General features: G+C 62.2%; 26 protein-coding genes. 16 read left to right on the top strand and 10 right to left on the bottom strand.

The window, feature by feature from the left end; all coding sequences use genetic code 11:
- Nucleotides 1-2 precede the first annotated feature (2 nt).
- Nucleotides 3-356, top strand: a complete 354-nt coding sequence (locus NKG95_RS13865) for a DUF1428 domain-containing protein (protein WP_023719169.1) — start codon at nt 3-5, stop codon at nt 354-356.
- Between the two features lie 109 nt (nt 357-465).
- Here NKG95_RS13865 and NKG95_RS13870 read toward each other — a convergent pair whose 3' ends face one another.
- The 3 genes from NKG95_RS13870 to NKG95_RS13880 all read right to left on the bottom strand — a co-directional run bounded on the left by NKG95_RS13870 (nt 466) and on the right by NKG95_RS13880 (nt 2,731).
- Nucleotides 466-2,100: a tetratricopeptide repeat-containing sulfotransferase family protein gene (locus NKG95_RS13870; protein ID WP_353041148.1), complete on the bottom strand. Its 1,635-nt coding sequence runs from the start codon at nt 2,098-2,100 to the stop codon at nt 466-468.
- Nucleotides 2,101-2,272: 172 nt separating this feature from the next.
- The gene (locus NKG95_RS13875; RefSeq protein WP_353041150.1) at nt 2,273-2,539 is read right to left on the bottom strand and encodes a DUF1488 family protein; all 267 of its coding nucleotides are present in this window, start codon (nt 2,537-2,539) and stop codon (nt 2,273-2,275) included.
- A gap of 9 nt (nt 2,540-2,548) precedes the next feature.
- Nucleotides 2,549-2,731 (bottom strand): hypothetical protein, encoded by a 183-nt coding sequence (locus NKG95_RS13880; RefSeq protein WP_023719172.1) that lies wholly within the window; start codon nt 2,729-2,731, stop codon nt 2,549-2,551.
- A 334-nt stretch (nt 2,732-3,065) separates the two neighbouring features.
- On the opposite strand from NKG95_RS13880, the gene NKG95_RS13885 reads away from it, so the two are divergent.
- From NKG95_RS13885 to NKG95_RS13900, 4 genes are read left to right on the top strand one after another with little or no spacing between them, the layout of a single operon-like run.
- Nucleotides 3,066-3,332 carry a hypothetical protein gene (locus NKG95_RS13885; protein ID WP_023719173.1) on the top strand — a complete coding sequence of 89 codons (267 nt, stop codon included), beginning with the start codon at nt 3,066-3,068 and terminating at the stop codon, nt 3,330-3,332.
- Entirely contained in the window at nt 3,329-3,574 is a 246-nt protein-coding gene (locus NKG95_RS13890; protein WP_023719174.1) for a hypothetical protein, read from the top strand. Before NKG95_RS13885 ends, NKG95_RS13890 begins: the two co-directional genes overlap by 4 nt.
- A gap of 38 nt (nt 3,575-3,612) precedes the next feature.
- The gene (locus NKG95_RS13895; RefSeq protein ID WP_023719175.1) at nt 3,613-3,750 is read left to right on the top strand and encodes a hypothetical protein; all 138 of its coding nucleotides are present in this window, start codon (nt 3,613-3,615) and stop codon (nt 3,748-3,750) included.
- Nucleotides 3,751-3,785: 35 nt separating this feature from the next.
- Entirely contained in the window at nt 3,786-4,010 is a 225-nt protein-coding gene (locus NKG95_RS13900; RefSeq protein ID WP_292661267.1) for a hypothetical protein, read from the top strand.
- Between the two features lie 10 nt (nt 4,011-4,020).
- Here the strand turns inward: NKG95_RS13900 and NKG95_RS13905 are convergent, their stop codons facing one another.
- Complete coding sequence (locus NKG95_RS13905) at nt 4,021-4,419, bottom strand: Kazal-type serine protease inhibitor family protein (protein ID WP_352846606.1); 399 nt, start codon at nt 4,417-4,419, stop codon at nt 4,021-4,023.
- 507 nt (nt 4,420-4,926) lie between these two features.
- Between NKG95_RS13905 and NKG95_RS13910 the strand changes: the two genes are divergently transcribed.
- The 3 genes from NKG95_RS13910 (at nt 4,927) to NKG95_RS13920 (ending at nt 6,183) form a co-directional block, all read left to right on the top strand.
- Nucleotides 4,927-5,139: a cold-shock protein gene (locus NKG95_RS13910; protein WP_006202520.1), complete on the top strand. Its 213-nt coding sequence runs from the start codon at nt 4,927-4,929 to the stop codon at nt 5,137-5,139.
- Between the two features lie 229 nt (nt 5,140-5,368).
- Complete coding sequence (locus tag NKG95_RS13915; protein ID WP_006202521.1) at nt 5,369-5,581, top strand: cold-shock protein; 213 nt, start codon at nt 5,369-5,371, stop codon at nt 5,579-5,581.
- A gap of 191 nt (nt 5,582-5,772) precedes the next feature.
- Nucleotides 5,773-6,183 (top strand): BA14K family protein, encoded by a 411-nt coding sequence (locus tag NKG95_RS13920; protein WP_023719178.1) that lies wholly within the window; start codon nt 5,773-5,775, stop codon nt 6,181-6,183.
- Between the two features lie 79 nt (nt 6,184-6,262).
- On the opposite strand, the gene NKG95_RS13925 is transcribed toward NKG95_RS13920, so the two are convergent.
- The 3 genes from NKG95_RS13925 to NKG95_RS13935 form a co-directional block, all read right to left on the bottom strand.
- Nucleotides 6,263-6,904 carry an MBL fold metallo-hydrolase gene (locus NKG95_RS13925; protein ID WP_352496093.1) on the bottom strand — a complete coding sequence of 214 codons (642 nt, stop codon included), beginning with the start codon at nt 6,902-6,904 and terminating at the stop codon, nt 6,263-6,265.
- Between the two features lie 180 nt (nt 6,905-7,084).
- Complete coding sequence (locus NKG95_RS13930; RefSeq protein WP_023719180.1) at nt 7,085-7,399, bottom strand: hypothetical protein; 315 nt, start codon at nt 7,397-7,399, stop codon at nt 7,085-7,087.
- Nucleotides 7,400-7,544: 145 nt separating this feature from the next.
- Nucleotides 7,545-8,438: a branched-chain amino acid aminotransferase gene (locus NKG95_RS13935; protein ID WP_353041152.1), complete on the bottom strand. Its 894-nt coding sequence runs from the start codon at nt 8,436-8,438 to the stop codon at nt 7,545-7,547.
- Nucleotides 8,439-8,687: 249 nt separating this feature from the next.
- On the opposite strand from NKG95_RS13935, the gene NKG95_RS13940 reads away from it, so the two are divergent.
- The 4 genes from NKG95_RS13940 (at nt 8,688) to NKG95_RS13955 (ending at nt 12,615) form a co-directional block, all read left to right on the top strand.
- Nucleotides 8,688-9,215, top strand: coding sequence for a MarR family winged helix-turn-helix transcriptional regulator (locus tag NKG95_RS13940; protein ID WP_023719182.1), 528 nt, complete (start codon nt 8,688-8,690; stop codon nt 9,213-9,215).
- The gene (locus NKG95_RS13945) at nt 9,202-9,921 is read left to right on the top strand and encodes a response regulator (protein ID WP_023719183.1); all 720 of its coding nucleotides are present in this window, start codon (nt 9,202-9,204) and stop codon (nt 9,919-9,921) included. Before NKG95_RS13940 ends, NKG95_RS13945 begins: the two co-directional genes overlap by 14 nt.
- A 51-nt stretch (nt 9,922-9,972) precedes the next feature.
- Complete coding sequence (locus NKG95_RS13950; protein WP_023719184.1) at nt 9,973-11,388, top strand: ATP-binding protein; 1,416 nt, start codon at nt 9,973-9,975, stop codon at nt 11,386-11,388.
- A 204-nt stretch (nt 11,389-11,592) separates the two neighbouring features.
- Nucleotides 11,593-12,615 carry a glycosyltransferase family 4 protein gene (locus NKG95_RS13955; RefSeq protein ID WP_353021881.1) on the top strand — a complete coding sequence of 341 codons (1,023 nt, stop codon included), beginning with the start codon at nt 11,593-11,595 and terminating at the stop codon, nt 12,613-12,615.
- Between the two features lie 11 nt (nt 12,616-12,626).
- Here NKG95_RS13955 and NKG95_RS13960 read toward each other — a convergent pair whose 3' ends face one another.
- From NKG95_RS13960 to NKG95_RS13970, 3 genes are all read right to left on the bottom strand, one after another.
- Nucleotides 12,627-12,986, bottom strand: coding sequence for a tRNA-binding protein (locus NKG95_RS13960; protein WP_353021877.1), 360 nt, complete (start codon nt 12,984-12,986; stop codon nt 12,627-12,629).
- 6 nt (nt 12,987-12,992) lie between these two features.
- Nucleotides 12,993-13,493, bottom strand: a complete 501-nt coding sequence (locus tag NKG95_RS13965) for a type III secretion system chaperone family protein (RefSeq protein ID WP_023678420.1) — start codon at nt 13,491-13,493, stop codon at nt 12,993-12,995.
- Nucleotides 13,494-13,822: 329 nt separating this feature from the next.
- Complete coding sequence (locus tag NKG95_RS13970) at nt 13,823-14,125, bottom strand: accessory factor UbiK family protein (RefSeq protein WP_023719187.1); 303 nt, start codon at nt 14,123-14,125, stop codon at nt 13,823-13,825.
- Between the two features lie 130 nt (nt 14,126-14,255).
- On the opposite strand from NKG95_RS13970, the gene lgt reads away from it, so the two are divergent.
- From lgt to NKG95_RS13990, 4 genes are all read left to right on the top strand, one after another.
- On the top strand, nt 14,256-15,107 hold the full coding sequence (gene lgt / locus NKG95_RS13975) for a prolipoprotein diacylglyceryl transferase (RefSeq protein WP_352483082.1): 852 nt from the start codon (nt 14,256-14,258) through the stop codon (nt 15,105-15,107).
- Nucleotides 15,104-16,192, top strand: a complete 1,089-nt coding sequence (locus NKG95_RS13980) for a class I SAM-dependent methyltransferase (RefSeq protein WP_353041154.1) — start codon at nt 15,104-15,106, stop codon at nt 16,190-16,192. Before lgt ends, NKG95_RS13980 begins: the two co-directional genes overlap by 4 nt.
- 169 nt (nt 16,193-16,361) lie before the next feature.
- Nucleotides 16,362-17,150 (top strand): peptidoglycan editing factor PgeF, encoded by a 789-nt coding sequence (gene pgeF / locus NKG95_RS13985; protein ID WP_023719190.1) that lies wholly within the window; start codon nt 16,362-16,364, stop codon nt 17,148-17,150.
- A complete protein-coding gene (locus NKG95_RS13990; RefSeq protein WP_023678425.1) occupies nt 17,150-18,301 on the top strand; it encodes a M24 family metallopeptidase in 1,152 nt (383 codons plus the stop codon). The genes pgeF and NKG95_RS13990 overlap by 1 nt, the downstream gene beginning before the upstream one ends.
- Nucleotides 18,302-18,330: the final 29 nt, after the last annotated feature.

The following is an 18,330-nucleotide window of genomic DNA, read 5'->3' on the forward strand; positions in this document are numbered from 1 at the left end:
AGATGTCTTATGTCGATGGTTTCGTACTTGCCGTGCCGAAGGCAAAGCTCGATGCCTACAAGAAGCTGGCGGAAACCGCCGGCGCCGTCTGGAAGGAGCACGGGGCGCTTGCCTATGTCGAATGCGTCGGCGACGACGTGCCCTATGGCGAGATCACCTCGTTCCCGCGCGCCGTGCAGGCCAAGGATGACGAGGTCGTCATCTTCTCGTGGGTCGTCTATGAATCGCGGCAGAGCCGCGACGCGGTGATGGCCAAGGTGATGGCCGACCCACGCATCAAGTCGGACTGGTCGACGATGCCGTTCGACGGCAAGCGCATGATCTTCGGCGGCTTTCAGCCGTTTATGGAGCTTTGATGCATGTCGCGCAGCGGTTTTGCGATAACGACATGCATAAAAACAAGGATCTAAAGCGCGTCGCATGAGGCCGATCGAGCGCGACGCGCTTTTAAGGCCCAGCGGCGCTCTAAGCCAGCCTGTCGAGCAGCGGCTTCAGCCGGTCGCCATAGCGCTTCCACAGATCGACCGAGCCCTGATACATCGGCTGCCGCACTTGCGCGGCGGACGCCGTGCGCACCGGCCGGTCGGTCCGGTGAAACGACAGCACGGCGTCATCCCATGGCAGGCCGAGATGGGCGATCAGTGCTCGCGACTGGCCTTCCTGGTCGGCGACGAAATCCTCGTAGCGAACGTCGTGCACGACATCAGGCAGCACGGCGTGCCAGTGCGCCATGATGTCGGTGTAGAGATTGTGGAAATCGGCGAGTTCGCCGAGATCGTAGCCGTAGCGGTGGCTGTCGCCGCGGAAGTGCACCTTGTAGATCGACAGGCAGGTCGCTGCCGCATCGCGCGCGCAATGGATGATCTTGGCCTGCGGCAGCATCATGTGGATGAAACCGACCAACAGGAAATTGCCGGGCATCTTATCGGTGACGTGCCGGAACCCGGGATAGCGGGCGTGCAGCATATCGAGATAGGCCTGGCCGGCCTCGGCATAGGCCTTATCGGACATGTCGGCGATGCCCCAGGGAAAGCCGCCCTTCATGCTGAGCGGAAACTGCTTGCCGACCGCCGTCTTCAATATGCCGAGCTCGCCGGCGCCGTAGACCTTCGGATGGCTGGCGATGATCTGCTCGACCAGCGTGGTGCCGGAACGAGGCATGCCTACAATGAAGACCGGCGTGTCGTCGGTAATCCCGCTCGGCCTGTGCTTTTCAAAAAAGGCCTTGTCGAACACCGCCTTCATCGCCTCGAACTCGCCGCGCGTCTTGCCGGCGTCGTAGTCGATGCCCTGGCGGCGGATCGCGTTGCCTTCGGCGAAATAGTCGAAGGCGCGACCATAATCCCTGAGGTCGTCATTGGCCTTGCCGAGGCCGAAGGAAAGCTGCATGCGCGGCAGGCTGCCTTGCGGCGCCTTGGCGTGCTCCGCCTCCATGCGGGCAAGCTCGGCGTCGCGCTCCTTCTGGCGCTTGACCTGGGTGAGCATTAGCCAGGCCCTTGCCATGCCGGGATCCACCGCCAGCGCCTGCCTGAAAAGATCCGCAGCCTCGTCGAGACTGCCCTTTTCCATCAGCCCGACACCCAGGCCATGCAAAAGATCGGCATCCTTCGGCCGGATCGTCAGCGCCTCGCGAAAAACAGCTAATGCCTCATCCAGCCGGCCCGCTTCCTGCAGCGTCTCGGCAAGCCCGACACGGGCGCGGACATGGAACGGGTTGCGACCGATCGTACCGCGATAAATATCCTCGGCGCCTTCGAATTGGCCGAGCTGCTTCAGCGACGAGCCGAGATTGTCGCGCGCCGCCAGTTGGTCCGGCCTGGTTGCCACCACCTTGCGGAAGAGATCGGCTGCGGCCGCGACCCGGCCGAGGTCGCGCAGCACGGTGCCGAGATTGTTGAGGAAATCCGGATTGTTCGGCTGCAGCCGAACCGATTGTTCGATCAGCGCCAGCCCCTCGGCGCTGCGCCCGGTCTGGTGCAGCAGAAGCCCGAGGAAATGCGCGGCGGCCGAGTGGTTAGCCTTTTGCGCCAGCACCTGACGGTAAAGCGCCTCGGCCTCCTGCCGGCGCCCCGCCTGGTGCAGCTGCAGCGCCTGCTGCACGTACTGGTCGAGCCCCAGCGGCGGCTGCCCGCCTGAGCCGTAACGTGCGCCTGCCGGTTGTCTCGGATTTCTGTTGATGGGAAACCTGCCGTGTTGTCCGCCTGCCGCGATCTAGGCCATCGCTGCGGCGCGTGCAAGAGCAGACGACGGGCACTATGGAGCAAACCCCAAACTAGCGGAAGTCGGCCGGCGTCAGCACATACATGTTCCTGCGGCCATGCAAGTAGGCTTCGCGCGCAATATCGTGGATCGACGAACGCTTGGCGTCGAAGGCACTGAGAAATTCGGCCTCGGCTCCGCTTGCGGCCGGGTTTGCCGCCGAAAGTGCCGCAACCTCGACGAAGAACGGGACTTCGAACATGCCGTCATGGCCGACGAAACGAATGCGCTTGGCCGCCGCGTCGTAGGAGCGGCTGGGATTGGGAAAATTGAGTGTCATGGCTGCGCGTCAAATCAGGCGGTTGCTTTCGGCAAGCTGGCGCGCCCGCCGCACCGTGCCGTCGGTATCGGCAAGCCTTCGCCTTGCCGCCTCGTCGCTTCTTATCGTGAGGCGTGGCGACATAACCTTTATCGGCTTTGCGACGGGATTGACTGCAACTGTCGGGACATCCGGTGTTCTTGCGGAATTCATGACTCTCTTCCTTTCACACCTAAATAAATACAAATGCCGGAGGAATTTTTCCGGAAGTTCTTCAAACAATTTTTGAGGTGCACCGGGATCGTATCATCGTTCTGCAAATAACTATAGAAAAGTAATTTTGCGTTGGTAGGGGTAAGAGGCCGGAATCTTCTTGAATAAGCCGCATTTTCGGACTAATGGTATGAAACCGTTTTTGGGTCATGCTTGGGCCCTCGCGGCGTCAGGGTTCTCGGCCCGCCAAACTGATCCAAATCGCCGACACCTGGTACCGCAATGCAGGCTCCGCTTCCGGAGCCAGGCCGGAAAGAAACTTCAAGGCACGAGAATGTCTGCCCGCACCACTCATTCCATCGCGCATTTCGCGGCACCTTTCGTGCTTGGCGGCCTGGATGGCATGCAGCCGGCCGGCGACTATGACATCGACCACGACGAGGAACTGATCGACGGCATGTCGTGGCTTGCCTGGCGCCGCGTCGCCACCTTCATCCATCTGCCGGCAAGGACGGTGAAAAGCCCGACCGGCCGGCTTGTCGCCGTCGACCACGCCGAACTCGAAGCAGCGCTTCGGCACGACCAGGAGAATGCCACATGATCCGCTTCCAGCAGAGTGCGCGGCGCACGGACACGCCCTCGCATATCTTCACCGTCGGCCAGACTGTTCGCATGAAGAGCCGCACCGGCCTTGCCCAAAAGACCGCGGAGCTGTTCCAGATAAAGAGCCGGCTGCCGGTCAAGGACGGCTCGCCGCAATATCGCATTCGCAGCGATCAGGAGACCTATGAGCGGGTCACCACGGAAGACAATCTCGAACCGGTCGACAACCCGGCCAACTGAGCCGAAAGCAATCCGCAACACGTATAAGGGATCAGAAAATGGCCAAGGGTCAACAGCGCAGCAATCGCGAGACACGCAAGCCCAAGAAGGACAAGGTGGCGGCAAAACCGGCCTCGCCCTTCGGCTCGGCGGTCAAGCAGGCGGAGACCGCTGTGAAACCCAAGTCCAAAGGCTAGGGTTCGATCGCACGACAATCTGCCTGGAGGCGTGCTTGAACTTCGTCATCGAGTTCTACCGCTCGCGCGATGCCGACGAAGCGATACTCGATCGAGTGTCGCTGGAGGCACCGAACCTGCGCGCCGCCCTGCAAGGCGCCGCCACGCTGCTTCACACGCTGATGATGCCGCAGATCCCCGATCGCCTGCGCATCTCCAACGAGGACGGCGCCGAGCTCTACGTCGGCCCCGCCGATGGTGCCTATCCGGACGAACAGTGAGGCCGGTGCGCTAGCACGGCCCATCATCGACCACCCGATAATCCGCCGCGCGGGCTTCGCATTCGTTGGGGAATGTGCGCAGCTCGCCATGGCGACGAGCGCAGACCGGGCGGTATTCGCGGGTGCAGAATGTCTGCTCCTCACCGCCGCCACCACCGCCGCGGCACTCGCCCTCGCGAATGATGCGGTATCCGGCCCGTTCGGCAAGGCAGGCATTGGCGAAGGTCTGGCGGTCGCCGCCGCGCCGGGCGCAGACCGGGTCATATTGCTTGGTGCAGAATTGCGGCCCCGGCCGTGGCGGGCGCGGCCCTGGCCCCTCGTCGACCACGACGGTGCAGGCCGCAAGAATTGCCGACAGGAACAAGATGGAAAAACCCTGCCGCGAGAAGATTGCCGCAAGAAGCCGCATGAATATTCCCTCCCTCGAAACTCCCGCCCCCGCATAATCGCGCCTGCATCGGGCCGATCCTCGTCAATCTCGCCATTCTGCTGCCAAATGCAACCCCCGTTTGTAGCCTGGCGCATGCAAACCAAGGCGGGTTGCCGGCGCAAGTCCAAAACAGCACCGGCCCAGCTTGCTGGACCATGCCTGGGTTGCGTCTGGCCGATGACCGCGCGGAGAACCAGTTCTATCGGTGCGATGCGTCGGGATGCGCCTGTTGGGCCGCCCGCGGCTCTATCTTGCAAGCATCACGTTTCCGTGCGATAAATTTTGTGTTCGGGCATTTGCGACCCGGAGAGCGGAACGTTTTGGACGACCTTTCCCCGATACTGTGAATCTCTGACAGCCCCGTTTTCGGCGGGGGGTTTTACCATGCGCCAATGCATGACTGCCGAAGCAACCACCGGGACTTGCCCACGGCGCCAGGCGGCGGGCGGAACCACCAAGACTGACACGGGTGAAGGAGTTTCCCCAATGGCCCAGACCGGCACCGTTAAATTCTTCAACGCTACCAAAGGCTTCGGCTTCATTACGCCCGATGGCGGCGCCAAGGATGTATTCGTCCACATCTCGGCGATAGAGGCTTCCGGGCTGCGCACGCTCGTCGACGGTCAGAAGGTCACCTTCGATGTCGAGCCCGACCGTATGGGTAAGGGTCCGAAAGCGGTCAATCTCCGCGCCGCCTGAACGGCGGCGTGCCGCGCGTCCTTTCGGGTGTGTGAGGATGCTGCAAGGCTTTTGGTGTGAACTCGAATTTTATAAAGGCGCGGCGGTTTTCGTCGCGCCTTTTGTGTTCCGGGATGCTTGCCGGCACCCGCAAAACTTTCTCTTGCCGATGGCACTAAAATAAAGGACAAATTTCCGTCCGGGCATTTGCCGGCCCGAGACTGGACTTGTGGGATCAAAGGAGCTTCCCATGCCGCAGACCGGCACCGTCAAATTCTTCAATCACGCCAAGGGCTTCGGCTTCATCACGCCGGACGACGGGGCAAAGGATGTCTTCGTCCATATTTCGGCCGTGCAGGCGTCGGGTCTTCCCGGTCTTGAGGATGGGCAGAAAGTGACATTCGACACCGAGCCGGACAAGCGCGGCAAGGGTCCGAAAGCCGTCAACCTGTCGATCGGCTGAACCAGCCCCGGACAGAATGGACGTGGGCCGGTCTGGCCTGCGGTGTTTGCCGCATGTTTGAACCGCAGTTAAATGAACCGCTTGGTCAAATTTCGTTCAGCCCCCGTTCAGCCACGGTCGCATATTAATCTTCGTTAAAGCCGGACCGCATCCCCCCGAAAACGACCCGGGCCGGCACGAAGGAGACCGACATGAACGGAATTTTCAAGACTGCCATCCTGTCCGCCGCGGTCGTTGCGACCACGCTTGCGACCTTGCCTGCGGCCAGTGCCGATGAATGGCGCCATCACCGCCGCCACCACGGCCACGGCGACGCCGTTGCAGCCGGCGTCCTTGGTCTTGCGGCCGGTGCCCTGATCGGCGGTGCGCTCGCCAGCCCGCAGCCCCGCTATTACGACCCGGCCTATGATGATGAATACTACCGGCCTGCCCCGGTGCGTCGGTATTACGTACAACCGCGAGTGGCCTATGCCGAAAGCTATGCGGAGCCGTGGACCCGCGGCTGGTATGAATACTGCTCGGACCGCTACCAGAGCTTCAACGCGCGTACCGGCACGTTCACCGGCTATGACGGCGAACAGCATTTCTGCACTGCCAACTGAGACAGTTTCCCCTCTGGAACAAAAGCGCTGCCCGGTGGGTGGCGCTTTTTGTTTTTCGCGGTTTCAGACCAGGCCGGCTTTAGACCAAATAAGGATTGCTCCGCCGCTCCTCACCAAAACGGCCGCCGGGACCATGGCCACAGATGAAGCCGATGTCGTCGCCCAACGGCAACAGCTTCTCCTTGATCGAGGCGATCAGCGCGGCGTGGTCGCCGCCCGGCAGGTCGGTGCGGCCGACCGAACCGCGGAACAGCACGTCGCCGACATGGGCGAACTTCGCCGCCCGGTTATAGTAGACGACGTGGCCGGGTGCGTGGCCCGGACAATGGAATACCTCAAACACCTGTGAGCCAAACGAAACGGTCTCGCCCTCGGCAAGGAACCGGTCGGGGACACAGTTGCGCACGGGATCGGTGATGCCGTAGCGCTTCGCCTGGTTCTCGAGATTGGCGAGCAGCGGCCGGTCGGCGGCATGCGGGCCGATGATCTCGATATCGAGCGCCTCCTTCAGTTCCATGGCCCCGCCGGCATGGTCGATATGGCCATGAGTGATCCAGATCGCGCCGGCAGTGATCGCATTGTCCTTGAGCGCCGCCAGCACCTTGTCGATGTCGCCGCCCGGATCGACGACGACGCCTTGTCTGTCGTCCATGTCGAAGAGGATGGTGCAGTTCTGTTGGAACGGCGTGACCGGCACGATGCCGGCGTTGAGCTGACCCATATTTGTCCTTTCACACTGTCGGAGCTCCGCGCGCCCCCTCGAACGCGTCAGGAAAGCTCTAACCTTGTTGAATCAGGCCCTGATGTAGAGACACACGCGGACGGCGTCCACCGCTCCCGCAAACGGCAAACGAAATGGGCGGCCGAAGCCGCCCATTTGAAAAGCCTGAAACGTCGAAGCTTATTTCTTCATCGCGTTCATGACCGCACCGATGATGCCGGTCAGGATGGCGCCGCCGCCGGCACCGCCAACGATGTTGGGAATGTTCAACGCGCTGCCGGCCCCTGCCGCCGTGGCGGCTGCTGCCGGATCGACCGCCCCACCGCCCAGCAGGCTGCTGAGGATGGCCGCCCCGCCGACGCCGCCAACAGCGCCGCCCAGGATTTTGGGAAGCTGACCCATCGCCGCCGTCTTGATAGCCGCGCCCACCGCCTGACCACCGATGATACCCGTAATCACCTGAATAATGATCGGAAGAAGCGTGTTCATATCCATATTTCCAATCCCTCCATAGCTGCCAGCCTCCCGGGCCGACGCCATCATGAGACGCCGAATTGGACGAAAGTCAAATGCGCAAACGCTTAAATAAAAGGGGCGGCCCGAAAACCGCCCCTACTTGATAAAAAAGCTGTGACTTTCGTTATTCTGCAGCAATCGCGTGGTTGGGTTGAACGGCTGCAGAATAGTCATTCATCAGCGTCTTGGCGATCTCACCGACCTCGAATCGGTACGGGCCGATCTCCGAAACCGGCGTCACCTCGGCCGCTGTCCCGGTGAGGAAGCACTGCTGGAAGCCTTCAAGCTCTTCCGGCATGATGGCGCGCTCGATCACCTCCAAACCGCGGTCCTTGGCAAGGCCCATGACCGTGCGGCGGGTGATGCCGTCGAGGAAGCAATCGGGCTTGGGCGTATGGATCTTGCCGTCCTTGACGAAGAAGATGTTGGCGCCTGTCGCTTCCGCCACCTGGCCACGCCAGTCGAGCATCATGGCGTCGGCATAGCCCTTGGCCTCGGCGGCATGCTTGGACATGGTGCAGATCATGTAGAGGCCGGCCGCCTTCGATTTCGACGGTGCGGTGCGCGGGTCGGGGCGGCGCCATTCGGCCATGTCGAGGCGGATGCCCTTCAGCTTCTGCGCCGGGTCGAAATAACTCGGCCACTGCCAGATGGCGATGGCGCAGTTGATCCGGCTGTTCTGCGCCGAAACGCCCATTTGTTCGCTGCCGCGCCACGCGATCGGCCGGACATAGGCGTCCTGGAAACCTTGCTTCTTCAACAGCGTGCGGCAGGCGTCGTCGATCATGGCGACCGAGTAGGGTATCTTGAAGCCAAGCAGGCGCGCCGACTCATGCAGGCGTTCGGTGTGGTCGGTCAGCTTGAAAATTTCGCCGCCATAGGCGCGCTCGCCCTCGAATACCGCGCTGGCGTAGTGCAGCCCGTGGGTCAAGACGTGGATCTTGGCGTCGGCCCATTTGACGAATTCGCCGTTCATCCAGATAAAGCCGTCCAGTTGGTCGAAGGGAACGGATGCCATGGTAACCTCCCGCGGGCGGCAGCCCGCACATCATTGTGTCGTTGCGTGTTTCGCCTCGGCCGCCGCGGGCGGCCATTGTCTCAAAGCGTAGGCGGATATTTAAGGTCTGGCAAACTCAGGAAGTTCCGGAAAAAAGGGCTTCGTTTGCCTTTTCGTTCGCAATCCGCCGAAAAGCTTGCCAAAAATTACCATCGCGCGGAAAATACGTCAATAGTGCTGACATAATTTCCTGCTTCACACGGAAAAAAGATGACGAGCCACGCAGCCGCAGAGCCGATCAGGACGGCGATCACCGACGAGGATGGCATCGATTTCGCCATCATCGAGTTGTTCTTCTTCGCCTATCGCGACTTTACCTCCGATCCGGACCAGATCCTGGCCGACTACGGTTTTGGCCGTGCTCATCACCGGGTTCTGCATTTTGTCAATCGCCGGCCCGGCCTGACGGTCGCCGAGCTCCTCGACGTGCTCAAGATCACCAAGCAGAGCCTGGCGCGCGTGCTCAAGCAACTGATCGACACCGACCATATCGTGCAATTGCAGGGCCCTCGCGACCGCCGCCAGCGCGAGCTTTATCCGACGGCCAAGGGCCGTGCGCTGGCGCTGGCACTGGCGCGGCCACAGTCGCGCCGCATCCATGCTGCATTGGAGGATTCCGGAGCCACCGAACGCGCCGTTATCGAACGGTTCCTTGAGGCGATGGTCAATCCGGAACTAAGGGCGCAGATCGACATTGTGCCCGCAAAGATGTCAGGGAAAAGCCATGGAGACCATTGAGAGGGTTGATCATCCGACAGCACCGGAAGACGACGCGCCGCATCTGCTGGTGGTCGACGACGACACCCGAATCCGCAATCTTCTGAAACAGTATCTGACCGAAAACGGTTTTCGCGTCACCGTTGCCGGAAATTCCGGCGAGGCGCGGCGCAAGCTCACCGGCCTCGATTTCGATCTGATCGTGCTCGACGTCATGATGCCGGGTGAAAGCGGCGTCGATCTCACCAAGGCGCTGCGGGCGGAAAAAAACGTACCGATCCTGATGCTCACCGCACTGTCCGAAACCGACAGCCGGATCACCGGGCTCGAGGCCGGCGCCGACGACTATCTGCCAAAACCGTTCGACCCGCGCGAGCTGATCCTGCGCATCAACAATATCTTGCGCCGCGGCGGCCCCGCGACGACGCCCAAGGTCGAACAGCTGGTCTTCGGCCCCTATACCTTCCAGATCGCCAGGCGTGAGCTGAAGCGCGGCGGCGAGGCGCTCAAGCTGACGGACCGCGAGCAGGAAATCCTGGCGATCTTCGCTGCGCGTGCCGGCGAAACGATACCGCGGCATGAGCTTGTCGGCGACGAGTCCGAGGTCGGCGAGCGCACGATCGACGTCCAGATCAACCGGCTGCGCCGCAAGATCGAACGCGATCCGTCCAATCCGGTCTGGCTGCAGACCGTGCGCGGTATTGGGTATCGGCTCAGCGTGGAATAGAATGCCGCCGACAGCGGTCCTTTGCTGGGCCGCCGGTGAGCGAAAAGACGAATGGCGACCACGCAACTCGAACGGCCGGAAGATGGCGGCTTGAGCGCCCGCGCGACGCGGGCGCTGAAGGCCGTGCCGCGCGCTTGGAACCGTTTCTGGCGCCTGGTGTCGCTTTACATGCCGAAGCGGCTCTATGCCCGCTCGCTGATCATCGTCATCGCGCCAATGATCATGCTGCAGTCGGTCGTCGCCTTTGTCTTCATGGAGCGCCATTGGCAGACCGTGACGCAGCGCCTGTCGCAGGCCACGGTGCGCGACATCGCCGCCATCATCGACCTGATAGAGACCTATCCGCACGACGCCGACTACGCCAACGTCATCCGCATCGCCCAGGATCGCATGCAGTTGAAGGTCGACCTCCTGCCGCCAGACCCACTGCCGCCACCCGGGCCAAAGCCGTTCTTCTCGATCCTCGACGAGATCCTTTCGTCCGAGATCACCCGCCAGATCAACCGTCCGTTCTGGATCGATACGGTCGGCAATTCAAATATCGTCGAGGTCCGCGTCCAGCTCGAGAACAAGGTGCTGCGGGTCTTCGTGCGCCGCAGCCAGGCCTATGCATCGAACACCCATATTTTCCTGATCTGGATGGTCGGCACCTCACTGGTGCTGCTGATGATCGCCATTCCCTTCCTGCGCAACCAGATCCGGCCGATTCTGACGCTGGCCGAGGCGGCCGAGAGCTTCGGCAAAGGCCGGCCGATGCCTCGCGATTTTCGCCCGCGCGGCGCCGAGGAAGTCCGCCGCGCCGGCTTTGCCTTCATCCAGATGCGCGAACGCATCGAACGCCAGCTCGAGCAGCGCACCGCCATGCTGAGCGGCGTCAGCCACGATCTGAGGACCATCCTCACCCGCTTCAAGCTGCAATTGGCGCTGGCCGGGACCAAGGCGGCCGACACCCAGGCACTCGACCAGGATATCGACGACATGCAGTCGATGCTGGAAGGCTACCTTGCCTTTGCACGCGGCGAAGCATCGGAAGACGCCGGCCGGTTCGACCTCGAAGCCTTCTTCGACAAGCTTCGCGAGGAAGCCGCGCTGCGCAAGCGCAAGCTGTCGACCGTGCTTGCCGGCGATCCGCATGTCCATGTGCGCCCCAATGCCTTTGCCCGGCTGCTGTCCAACGTCGTCGGCAATGCATTCCGCTATGCCAAGACGGTGGAGATCAATGCCAATCATGGACGCGGTTCGCTGCTCGTCACTATCGACGATGACGGTCCGGGCATTCCGCCCGAAAAGCGGGAGGATGTATTCAAGCCTTTCGTGCGGTTGGACGAGGCCCGCAACCTCGACGCCAGCGGCACCGGCCTTGGCCTTTCCATCGCACGCGACATTGCCCGCAGCCATGGCGGCGACATCGTCCTCGAACGCAGCCCGCTCGGCGGCCTGCGGGCGGTGATCAAGGTTCCGGCTTGACGGGAGCGAGGCCGGCCTTCATCCGCCCGTCATGAAACCATGGTGAAGAGCGCCAATGAAGCGCGCGATCCTGATTGATTCGGCCCTGCGGCCTCATTTCGACCCCGCGCCTGCCCGGGTGCGCTGGTGCGAGGCCAGAGCGGCGGCGTGGTCGCCGTTCAGGCATCGCGGCAAAGCAATCAAGCTCTCCGCCAAGGGACCGCCATGCGCATCCTGATGGTCACCGATGCCTGGCGCCCGCAAGTCAACGGCGTCGTCCACACGCTGGAGCGCCTCTCGGAGACCTTGAAATCCTTCGATGTCGAGACGGACTTCCTGACGCCGAACATCTTTCGCACCCTGCCTCTGCCGACCTATCCCGACATCAGGCTGGCGCTGACGACGCCGCACCGCGTGGCGCAGCTGATCGAGGCACGCAAGGCGGATCACATCCATATCGTCACCGAAGGACCGCTCGGCATTATGGCGCGGCGCTACTGCCGCAACGCCGGCCGTCCGTTCACGACCAGCTATCACACACGTTTTCCTGAATATCTGAGCGCGCGTCTGCCGGTGCCGGAAGCATGGGCCTATCGCTGGCTGCGCGATTTCCATAATTCAGGACAGGGCACGCTGGTCGCCACCCAGTCGCTTGCCGACGATCTTGCGGCACGCGGCTTCACCAAGCTTCGGCCATGGACGCGTGGCGTCGATACCGATCATTTTCGGCCGGATAAAAGAAAGGACCTGGGGCTTCCGGGACCGATCTTCCTCTGCGTCGGCCGCGTTGCGATCGAGAAGAACCTGCCGGCTTTCCTCGACCTGGACCTGCCCGGCAGCAAGGTGGTTGTCGGCGAAGGGCCGGAATTGGCGAAGCTGAAGGCCAGATATCCCGATACCCATTTTCTCGGCCATCGCCCGAACGACGAACTGGCCGAGATCTACGCCTCGGCCGACGTCTTCGTCTTCCCCAGCCGCACCGACACATTCGGCAACGTCATTATCGAGTCGTTGGCCAGCGGCACGCCTGTCGCAGCCTATCCCGTCACCGGGCCTATCGATATCGTCGGTGACGGCATCGGCGGCGCGGTCTCGCACGACCTTCGGCAAGCAGCGCTCGCCGCGCTTCTCGTCGACCGCACCGAGGCGCGGCAACGTGCTATGCGCTACAGCTGGAAAGCCTGCGCCGAAATGTTCATGGAAACGGTCGAAGAAGCACTGGGTACCACGCGTAAACTGGCCGCCTGAGCAAACCGCAGTTAGAATAACCTGCCGCCGTCCGGCACCTTGCGCTCGATCGCGCCGAGGACGACGGCGCCCTCTTCATCGGGAAAACCGAGCGTCAGCACTTCCGACATGAATGGCCCGATCTGACGCGGCGGGAAATTGACCACCGCGAACACCTGCCGGCCGATCAAGCTTTCGGGTGGATAGTATTTCGTGATCTGGGCCGAGGATTTCTTCACCCCGATCACGGGACCGAAATCGATTTTCAACTTGATCGCCGGCTTGCGCGCCTCGGGAAAAGGCTCGGCCTCGACGATCGTGCCGGCGCGGATGTCGACGCGGTCGAAATCGGCGAAGCTGATCTCGGGTTTTCTCGCGTTGCTCGAACTCATCGATGGTCAGGCGTTTCCGTAGGTTTCGAACAGCACGCCGGCCAGCGCGTCCTTGGCCGAAGTCCCCGACCAGACGACGAACTGGAAGGCCTGAAAATAGCATTCGCAGGCTTCCAGCGCCGACGACAGCAGCACCTCGACCTGCTGGCTCGACGGCTCAACCCCACCGGCCAGCAGCAGCGACTGGCGGAACATGATGGCGCCTTCCTGCTCCCAGAGGTCGAAATGCCCAAACAGCATCTGCTCGTTGATCAGCGAAAGCAGCCGCATCACCTCAAGCGCGCGCGCCTCAGGCACCTTGATGTCGAAAGCGCAGGCCAGGTGCAGCGCCTCGTAGTCCTCCATCCAGGAGAATGAAACGTGGTAGTCGGTCCAGCTTCCGGCAACCGAGATCGAGATCTCATCGTCGCCGGCCCGCTCGAAGGACCAGTCGTTGTTGTGGGCCACCTGCTCGATAACATCCACCGGATGGATTTCGCGGGAGAATTCGAGTTCGAGAAGTTCCATGAAATGCTTCCTGTCGTTCTGGGAGCGCCACCACACGCTCCGCGGGAGAGGCACACTCGAACAATTCTGCCTAGAACTCGGACGGCCAGGACTTCGTCAACGCAAAGACCCCGGACCGGACCCCACCGCCCGGCGCATGACCCTGCTCCGAATCATGCAACAAATTCAGTCTATTGATCGGGAGTCGCGTGACCAGCCCAATTTTTCGCACTGCGTCATTCGCATGTGGAAAGGCGCTGTCGGAAAGATCCACGCAGTACCGGTAAGCGATTCACGACAAAGCGCTTTTTGCGATCCGGCTTTGTGGAAAAGTTTAACGAATATTTTTATTATTTTTTTGCACGCGGCTTTGCCGAAGCCGCAGGCGCTGCCTGACCGGTCATTTCGGCAAGCTTGGCCTCGAGCGCTTCGATGCGAGCAGCGAGGCGGGTGTTTTCTTCCCTGGCCTTCGCCGCCATGTCGCGAGCGGCCTCGAATTCCTCGCGCTGCACGACGTCCATGGAGTTGAGTATCCGCTCGGCCTGGCCCCTGAAGGCGGTCTCCACCTCGCGCCGCACGCCTTGCGCGGCACCGGCTGCGTCGGTCATCAGCTTGGCGAATTCATCGAGAATGCGGTTCGGTCCGGTCGCCATGGCAAATCCTCGCTTGGTCGAATTGACGTAGTGGCGCACGATGCGGAATGCAAGCATATGCTCGCCTTGACCCTGCCAAAACCCTGCCGCATGGTCCGCGCCCGAACCTGACCGGAACCGGGAGACCCTGTTGAGCGAATATTTGCTGCCGCTGGCTGCCCTGCCCTTCCCCAACATCGATCCGGTCATCGTCCGGATCGGACCGCTGGCGGTGCATTGGTACGGCGTCGGCTACATCGTCGGCATCCTGTTCGCCTGGTGGTATGCCAAGCGCCTCGTCACCAACCCGAAACTCTGGCCCGACGGCACCCTGCCGATGAAGCCCGTGGATCTCGACGACTTCATCGTCTGGGCGGCCATCGGCGTGGTGCTCGGCGGACGCACCGGCTACGTGTTGTTCTACGACCTGCCGCGTTACATCGCCAATCCGCTCGATGTCGTCGCCGTCTGGCAGGGCGGCATGTCGTTTCATGGCGGCCTGCTCGGCGTCATTCTCGCCATGACGCTGTTTTCCCGGGCGCGTGGCATCCGCACATGGTCGCTGTTCGACGTTGTTGCCGCCGGCGTGCCGGTGGGGCTTGGCCTCGTTCGCCTGGCAAACTTCATCAATTCCGAACTATGGGGCCGACCGACCGACGTTCCATGGGCATTCGAATTCCCCAATGGCGGCCCATTTGCACGCCATCCGAGCCAGATCTACGAGGCGCTGCTCGAAGGGCTGGTGTTGTTCCTTGTCCTGCGCTTTCTCACTCATTCGCGGCTCAAGCTGAAGACGCCGCGCTTCGTCGGCGGCGCCTTCATTGCCGGCTATGGCGCCTCGCGCGTCTTCGTCGAATTCTTCCGCGAGCCCGACCAGCAGCTCGGCTATCTCCTTGGCACGAGCTGGCTCACCATGGGCATGGTGCTGTCGCTGCCGATGGTGCTGGCCGGCATCTGGGCGATGGCTACAGCCAAGCCGGTGACAAAACCGCAGCCCGCATGACGCCGCTGAAGACACGCATCGCCGAGCTGATCGGTGCGGTGGGACCGATCCCCATCAGCGAATACATGGCGCTCTGCCTGTTCGATCCGCAGGACGGCTATTATACGACACGCGAGCCGTTCGGCGCCGCCGGCGACTTCGTCACCGCGCCGGAGATCAGCCAGATGTTTGGCGAGCTGGTCGCCGTCTGGCTCTACCAGGCATGGCTGGCGATCGGCCGGCCGACGCCGGTCGCCATCGCCGAAATAGGCCCCGGCCGCGGCACGCTGATGAGAGATATGCTGCGCACGCTTTCGCGGCTCGATCCGACGCTTACCGCCAGCGCATCATTCGCCTTGATCGAGACCAGTCCGCGGTTGACCGAGGTCCAGAAACGGACGCTTGCCGGGACGTCGGCCACCATCGCCTGGAATGAAACCATCGACACACTACCGCGGGGGCAGCTTCTGATTGTTGGCAACGAGCTGTTTGACGCGGTGCCTATTCGCCAGTTCGTCCGCGCCGGAGCCGGCTGGCGCGAACGGATGATCGGTCTCGACGATGCGAACCAGCTTCGCTTTTTCGTCGGCACCGGCTCGCTCGACCCGATGCTGCTGCCGGAGGATGCCGAGAATGCGCCGCAAGGTGCGATCGTCGAGGTGGCGCCAGCCCGCGCCGCCCTGATGGCGGCCATCGCCGGGCGACTTGCCGGATTTGGCGGCGCCGGCCTGTTTCTCGACTACGGTCACCTCCAGCCCGGCATCGGCGACACCTTGCAGGCCTTGCGCAAGCACGGTCATGAGGACGTGCTGGCGAATCCGGGGGAGGCCGACCTCACCGCCCATGTCGATTTCGCTGCCCTCGCTGCAACCGTTCGGGCACACAGCCTCGATGCCCACCTCTCCACGCAAGGTGAATTCCTGCTCAAGATGGGGCTTCTCGAACGAGCTGGCCGGCTCGGCGCCAATGCCGATGAGGCAGCTCGTGAAAAGATCGCGGCCGACGTCGAGCGCCTCGCCGGTCAGCAGGCCATGGGCGAGCTCTTCAAGGTGCTTGCCATCCTTCCTCCCGGCATTGCCGTTCCGCCGTTCGCAAGCGCGGATTGACTTTTCGCTGTCGCCTCTACCACTCTCCCCTCTCCGGCTGCGCCCGACATCAACTGCACTCGCCTTCAACTGCGCCCGCCTTCAACTCGCCTACCTTCAACTTGCCTACCTTCAACTCGCCGCCTTCAACGCGCTTGACGAAATCGCCCATACGGACAACAAAGCCGCCATGCTGAATCAGACCAAACCGGATCCCGTTCGGTCGCCCTTGCTGGAAACGGCGCAAGGCATCCGCCACGGCTACTTCACACGCGTCGGCGGCATTTCCAGCGGCATCTACCGGGGCCTCAACATCGGCACCGGATCGAGCGACGACCAGACGCTGGTGCGCGAGAATCGCCGCCGCGTCGCCGAATGGATGGGCGTGGCGGCAAGCCATCTGCTGACTGCTCATCAGGTTCATTCGCCGGACGTCGTCATCGCCAGGGAACCTTTTGCCGGCGAGCGTCCCAAGGCCGACGCCATCGTCACCGACCGGCCGGGCATTGCCATCGGGGCCTCGACCGCCGATTGCGGACCGGTCCTCTTCGCTGACGCCGAGGCGTGCATTATCGGAGCCGCCCATGCCGGCTGGAAAGGCGCTTTCACGGGAGTGCTGGAAAACACCATCGCGGCAATGGAAAGCCTCGGCGCCCGGCGTGACCGCATCGTCGCAGTGCTCGGTCCTTCCATCGGCCCACAGAATTACGAAGTCGGACCGGAATTCGTCGCCCGCTTCGTCGACGCCGATGCCGGTAATGCCCGCTATTTCGCGCCCTCCGCAAATGCCGGACACGCGATGTTCGATCTCAACCGCTACACGGTCGACCGGCTGACCAAGGCTGGCGTCAATGCCGAAGGGCTCGGCCGCTGCACCTATGCCGAGGAAGAGCTTTTCTACTCCTATCGGCGCAGCACGCATCGCAACGAGCCCGACTACGGACGGCAGGTTTCGGCAATCGTTTTGGAGACTGACTGATGGCGCTGCATTTCGAACGCTCGGAATTCGACGCGCGGCGCGATCGACTGATGATCGAGATCGCCGAAAAGAAGCTCGACGCCGTCCTGCTGTTTGCGCAGGAAAGCATGTATTGGCTAACCGGCTACGACACGTTCGGCTTCTGCTTTTTCCAGTGCCTGGTGGTCAAGGCCGACGGCTCGATGGTACTGCTGACGCGTTCGGCCGATTTGCGCCAGGCACGCCACACCTCGATCATCGACAACATCGTTTTGTGGACGGATCGCAACGGCGCCAATCCGGCGGTCGACCTGCGCAATTTGCTCAACGAGCTTGACCTGCTCGGCGCCCGCATCGGCGTCGAATACGACACCCACGGCCTGACGGCATATAATGGCCGGCGCCTCGACGAGCAGTTGCAGACCTTCGGGCAGATCGCAGATGCCTCTGGCATTGTCAGCCGGCTGCGGCTGTTCAAGAGCCCGGCCGAAATCGCCAAGGCGGAAAAAGCCGCAAATCTGGCCGACGACGCGCTGGACGCAGCACTGCCGCTGATCAAGCAGGGCGGCGATGAGGCGCTGATCCTCGCCGCCATGCAAGGCGCGATCTTTGCCGGCGGCGGCGATTATCCGGCCAACGAGTTCATCATCGGCTCGGGCGTCGACGCCCTGCTCTGCCGCTACAAGGCCGGTCGCCGCAAGCTCACCAAGAACGACCAGCTGACACTCGAATGGGCCGGTGTCTTCCATCACTACCATGCGGCAATGATGCGCACGGTGTTGACCGGCAAGGTATCGAAACGCCACCAGGAATTGTTCGATGCCGCCCGCGCCGCGCTACTTGCAGTCGAGAAGGCGATGACACCTGGTAATACGTTCGGCGACGTGTTCGACGCCCATGCCCGCACGCTCGAAGCCCACAATTTGACCAAGCACCGGCTCAATGCCTGCGGTTATTCGCTCGGCGCCCGCTTCACCCCGTCCTGGATGGATATGCCGATGTTCTATCAGGGTAATCCCGAACCGATTGCGCCGAACATGACGCTGTTCGCCCATATGATCATCATGGACTCCGAAACCGAAACGGCGATGACCCTTGGCCGCACCTACCTGACGACCGAATCCCAGCCGAAGCCGCTGTCCCGCCATGATCTCGACTTGATCGTGCAGTGAATCCATAATGGAAAAAGTGTGAGGGGCGT

It is taken from the genome of Mesorhizobium sp. M1423 (genome assembly GCF_040317575.1).
Classification (GTDB): domain Bacteria; phylum Pseudomonadota; class Alphaproteobacteria; order Rhizobiales; family Rhizobiaceae; genus Mesorhizobium.

Excerpts from the sequence above, each read along its gene's own strand:
- NKG95_RS13925 (WP_352496093.1), bottom strand. The coding sequence starts at position 6,904 with ATGGGTCAGCTCAACGCCGGCATCGTGCCGGTCACGCCGTTCCAACAG.
- NKG95_RS13890 (WP_023719174.1), top strand. The coding sequence starts at position 3,329 with ATGATCCGCTTCCAGCAGAGTGCGCGGCGCACGGACACGCCCTCGCAT.
- pgeF (WP_023719190.1), top strand. The coding sequence starts at position 16,362 with ATGCTGAATCAGACCAAACCGGATCCCGTTCGGTCGCCCTTGCTGGAA.
- NKG95_RS13940 (WP_023719182.1), top strand. The coding sequence starts at position 8,688 with ATGACGAGCCACGCAGCCGCAGAGCCGATCAGGACGGCGATCACCGAC.
- NKG95_RS13980 (WP_353041154.1), top strand. The coding sequence starts at position 15,104 with ATGACGCCGCTGAAGACACGCATCGCCGAGCTGATCGGTGCGGTGGGA.
- NKG95_RS13880 (WP_023719172.1), bottom strand. The coding sequence starts at position 2,731 with ATGAATTCCGCAAGAACACCGGATGTCCCGACAGTTGCAGTCAATCCC.
- NKG95_RS13970 (WP_023719187.1), bottom strand. The coding sequence starts at position 14,125 with ATGGCGACCGGACCGAACCGCATTCTCGATGAATTCGCCAAGCTGATG.
- NKG95_RS13915 (WP_006202521.1), top strand. The coding sequence starts at position 5,369 with ATGCCGCAGACCGGCACCGTCAAATTCTTCAATCACGCCAAGGGCTTC.
- NKG95_RS13990 (WP_023678425.1), top strand. The coding sequence starts at position 17,150 with ATGGCGCTGCATTTCGAACGCTCGGAATTCGACGCGCGGCGCGATCGA.
- NKG95_RS13930 (WP_023719180.1), bottom strand. The coding sequence starts at position 7,399 with ATGGATATGAACACGCTTCTTCCGATCATTATTCAGGTGATTACGGGT.
- NKG95_RS13905 (WP_352846606.1), bottom strand. The coding sequence starts at position 4,419 with ATGCGGCTTCTTGCGGCAATCTTCTCGCGGCAGGGTTTTTCCATCTTG.
- NKG95_RS13965 (WP_023678420.1), bottom strand. The coding sequence starts at position 13,493 with ATGGAACTTCTCGAACTCGAATTCTCCCGCGAAATCCATCCGGTGGAT.
- NKG95_RS13875 (WP_353041150.1), bottom strand. The coding sequence starts at position 2,539 with ATGACACTCAATTTTCCCAATCCCAGCCGCTCCTACGACGCGGCGGCC.
- NKG95_RS13885 (WP_023719173.1), top strand. The coding sequence starts at position 3,066 with ATGTCTGCCCGCACCACTCATTCCATCGCGCATTTCGCGGCACCTTTC.
- NKG95_RS13955 (WP_353021881.1), top strand. The coding sequence starts at position 11,593 with ATGCGCATCCTGATGGTCACCGATGCCTGGCGCCCGCAAGTCAACGGC.
- NKG95_RS13895 (WP_023719175.1), top strand. The coding sequence starts at position 3,613 with ATGGCCAAGGGTCAACAGCGCAGCAATCGCGAGACACGCAAGCCCAAG.
- NKG95_RS13935 (WP_353041152.1), bottom strand. The coding sequence starts at position 8,438 with ATGGCATCCGTTCCCTTCGACCAACTGGACGGCTTTATCTGGATGAAC.
- NKG95_RS13865 (WP_023719169.1), top strand. The coding sequence starts at position 3 with ATGTCTTATGTCGATGGTTTCGTACTTGCCGTGCCGAAGGCAAAGCTC.
- NKG95_RS13945 (WP_023719183.1), top strand. The coding sequence starts at position 9,202 with ATGGAGACCATTGAGAGGGTTGATCATCCGACAGCACCGGAAGACGAC.
- NKG95_RS13950 (WP_023719184.1), top strand. The coding sequence starts at position 9,973 with ATGGCGACCACGCAACTCGAACGGCCGGAAGATGGCGGCTTGAGCGCC.
- NKG95_RS13910 (WP_006202520.1), top strand. The coding sequence starts at position 4,927 with ATGGCCCAGACCGGCACCGTTAAATTCTTCAACGCTACCAAAGGCTTC.
- NKG95_RS13960 (WP_353021877.1), bottom strand. The coding sequence starts at position 12,986 with ATGAGTTCGAGCAACGCGAGAAAACCCGAGATCAGCTTCGCCGATTTC.
- NKG95_RS13920 (WP_023719178.1), top strand. The coding sequence starts at position 5,773 with ATGAACGGAATTTTCAAGACTGCCATCCTGTCCGCCGCGGTCGTTGCG.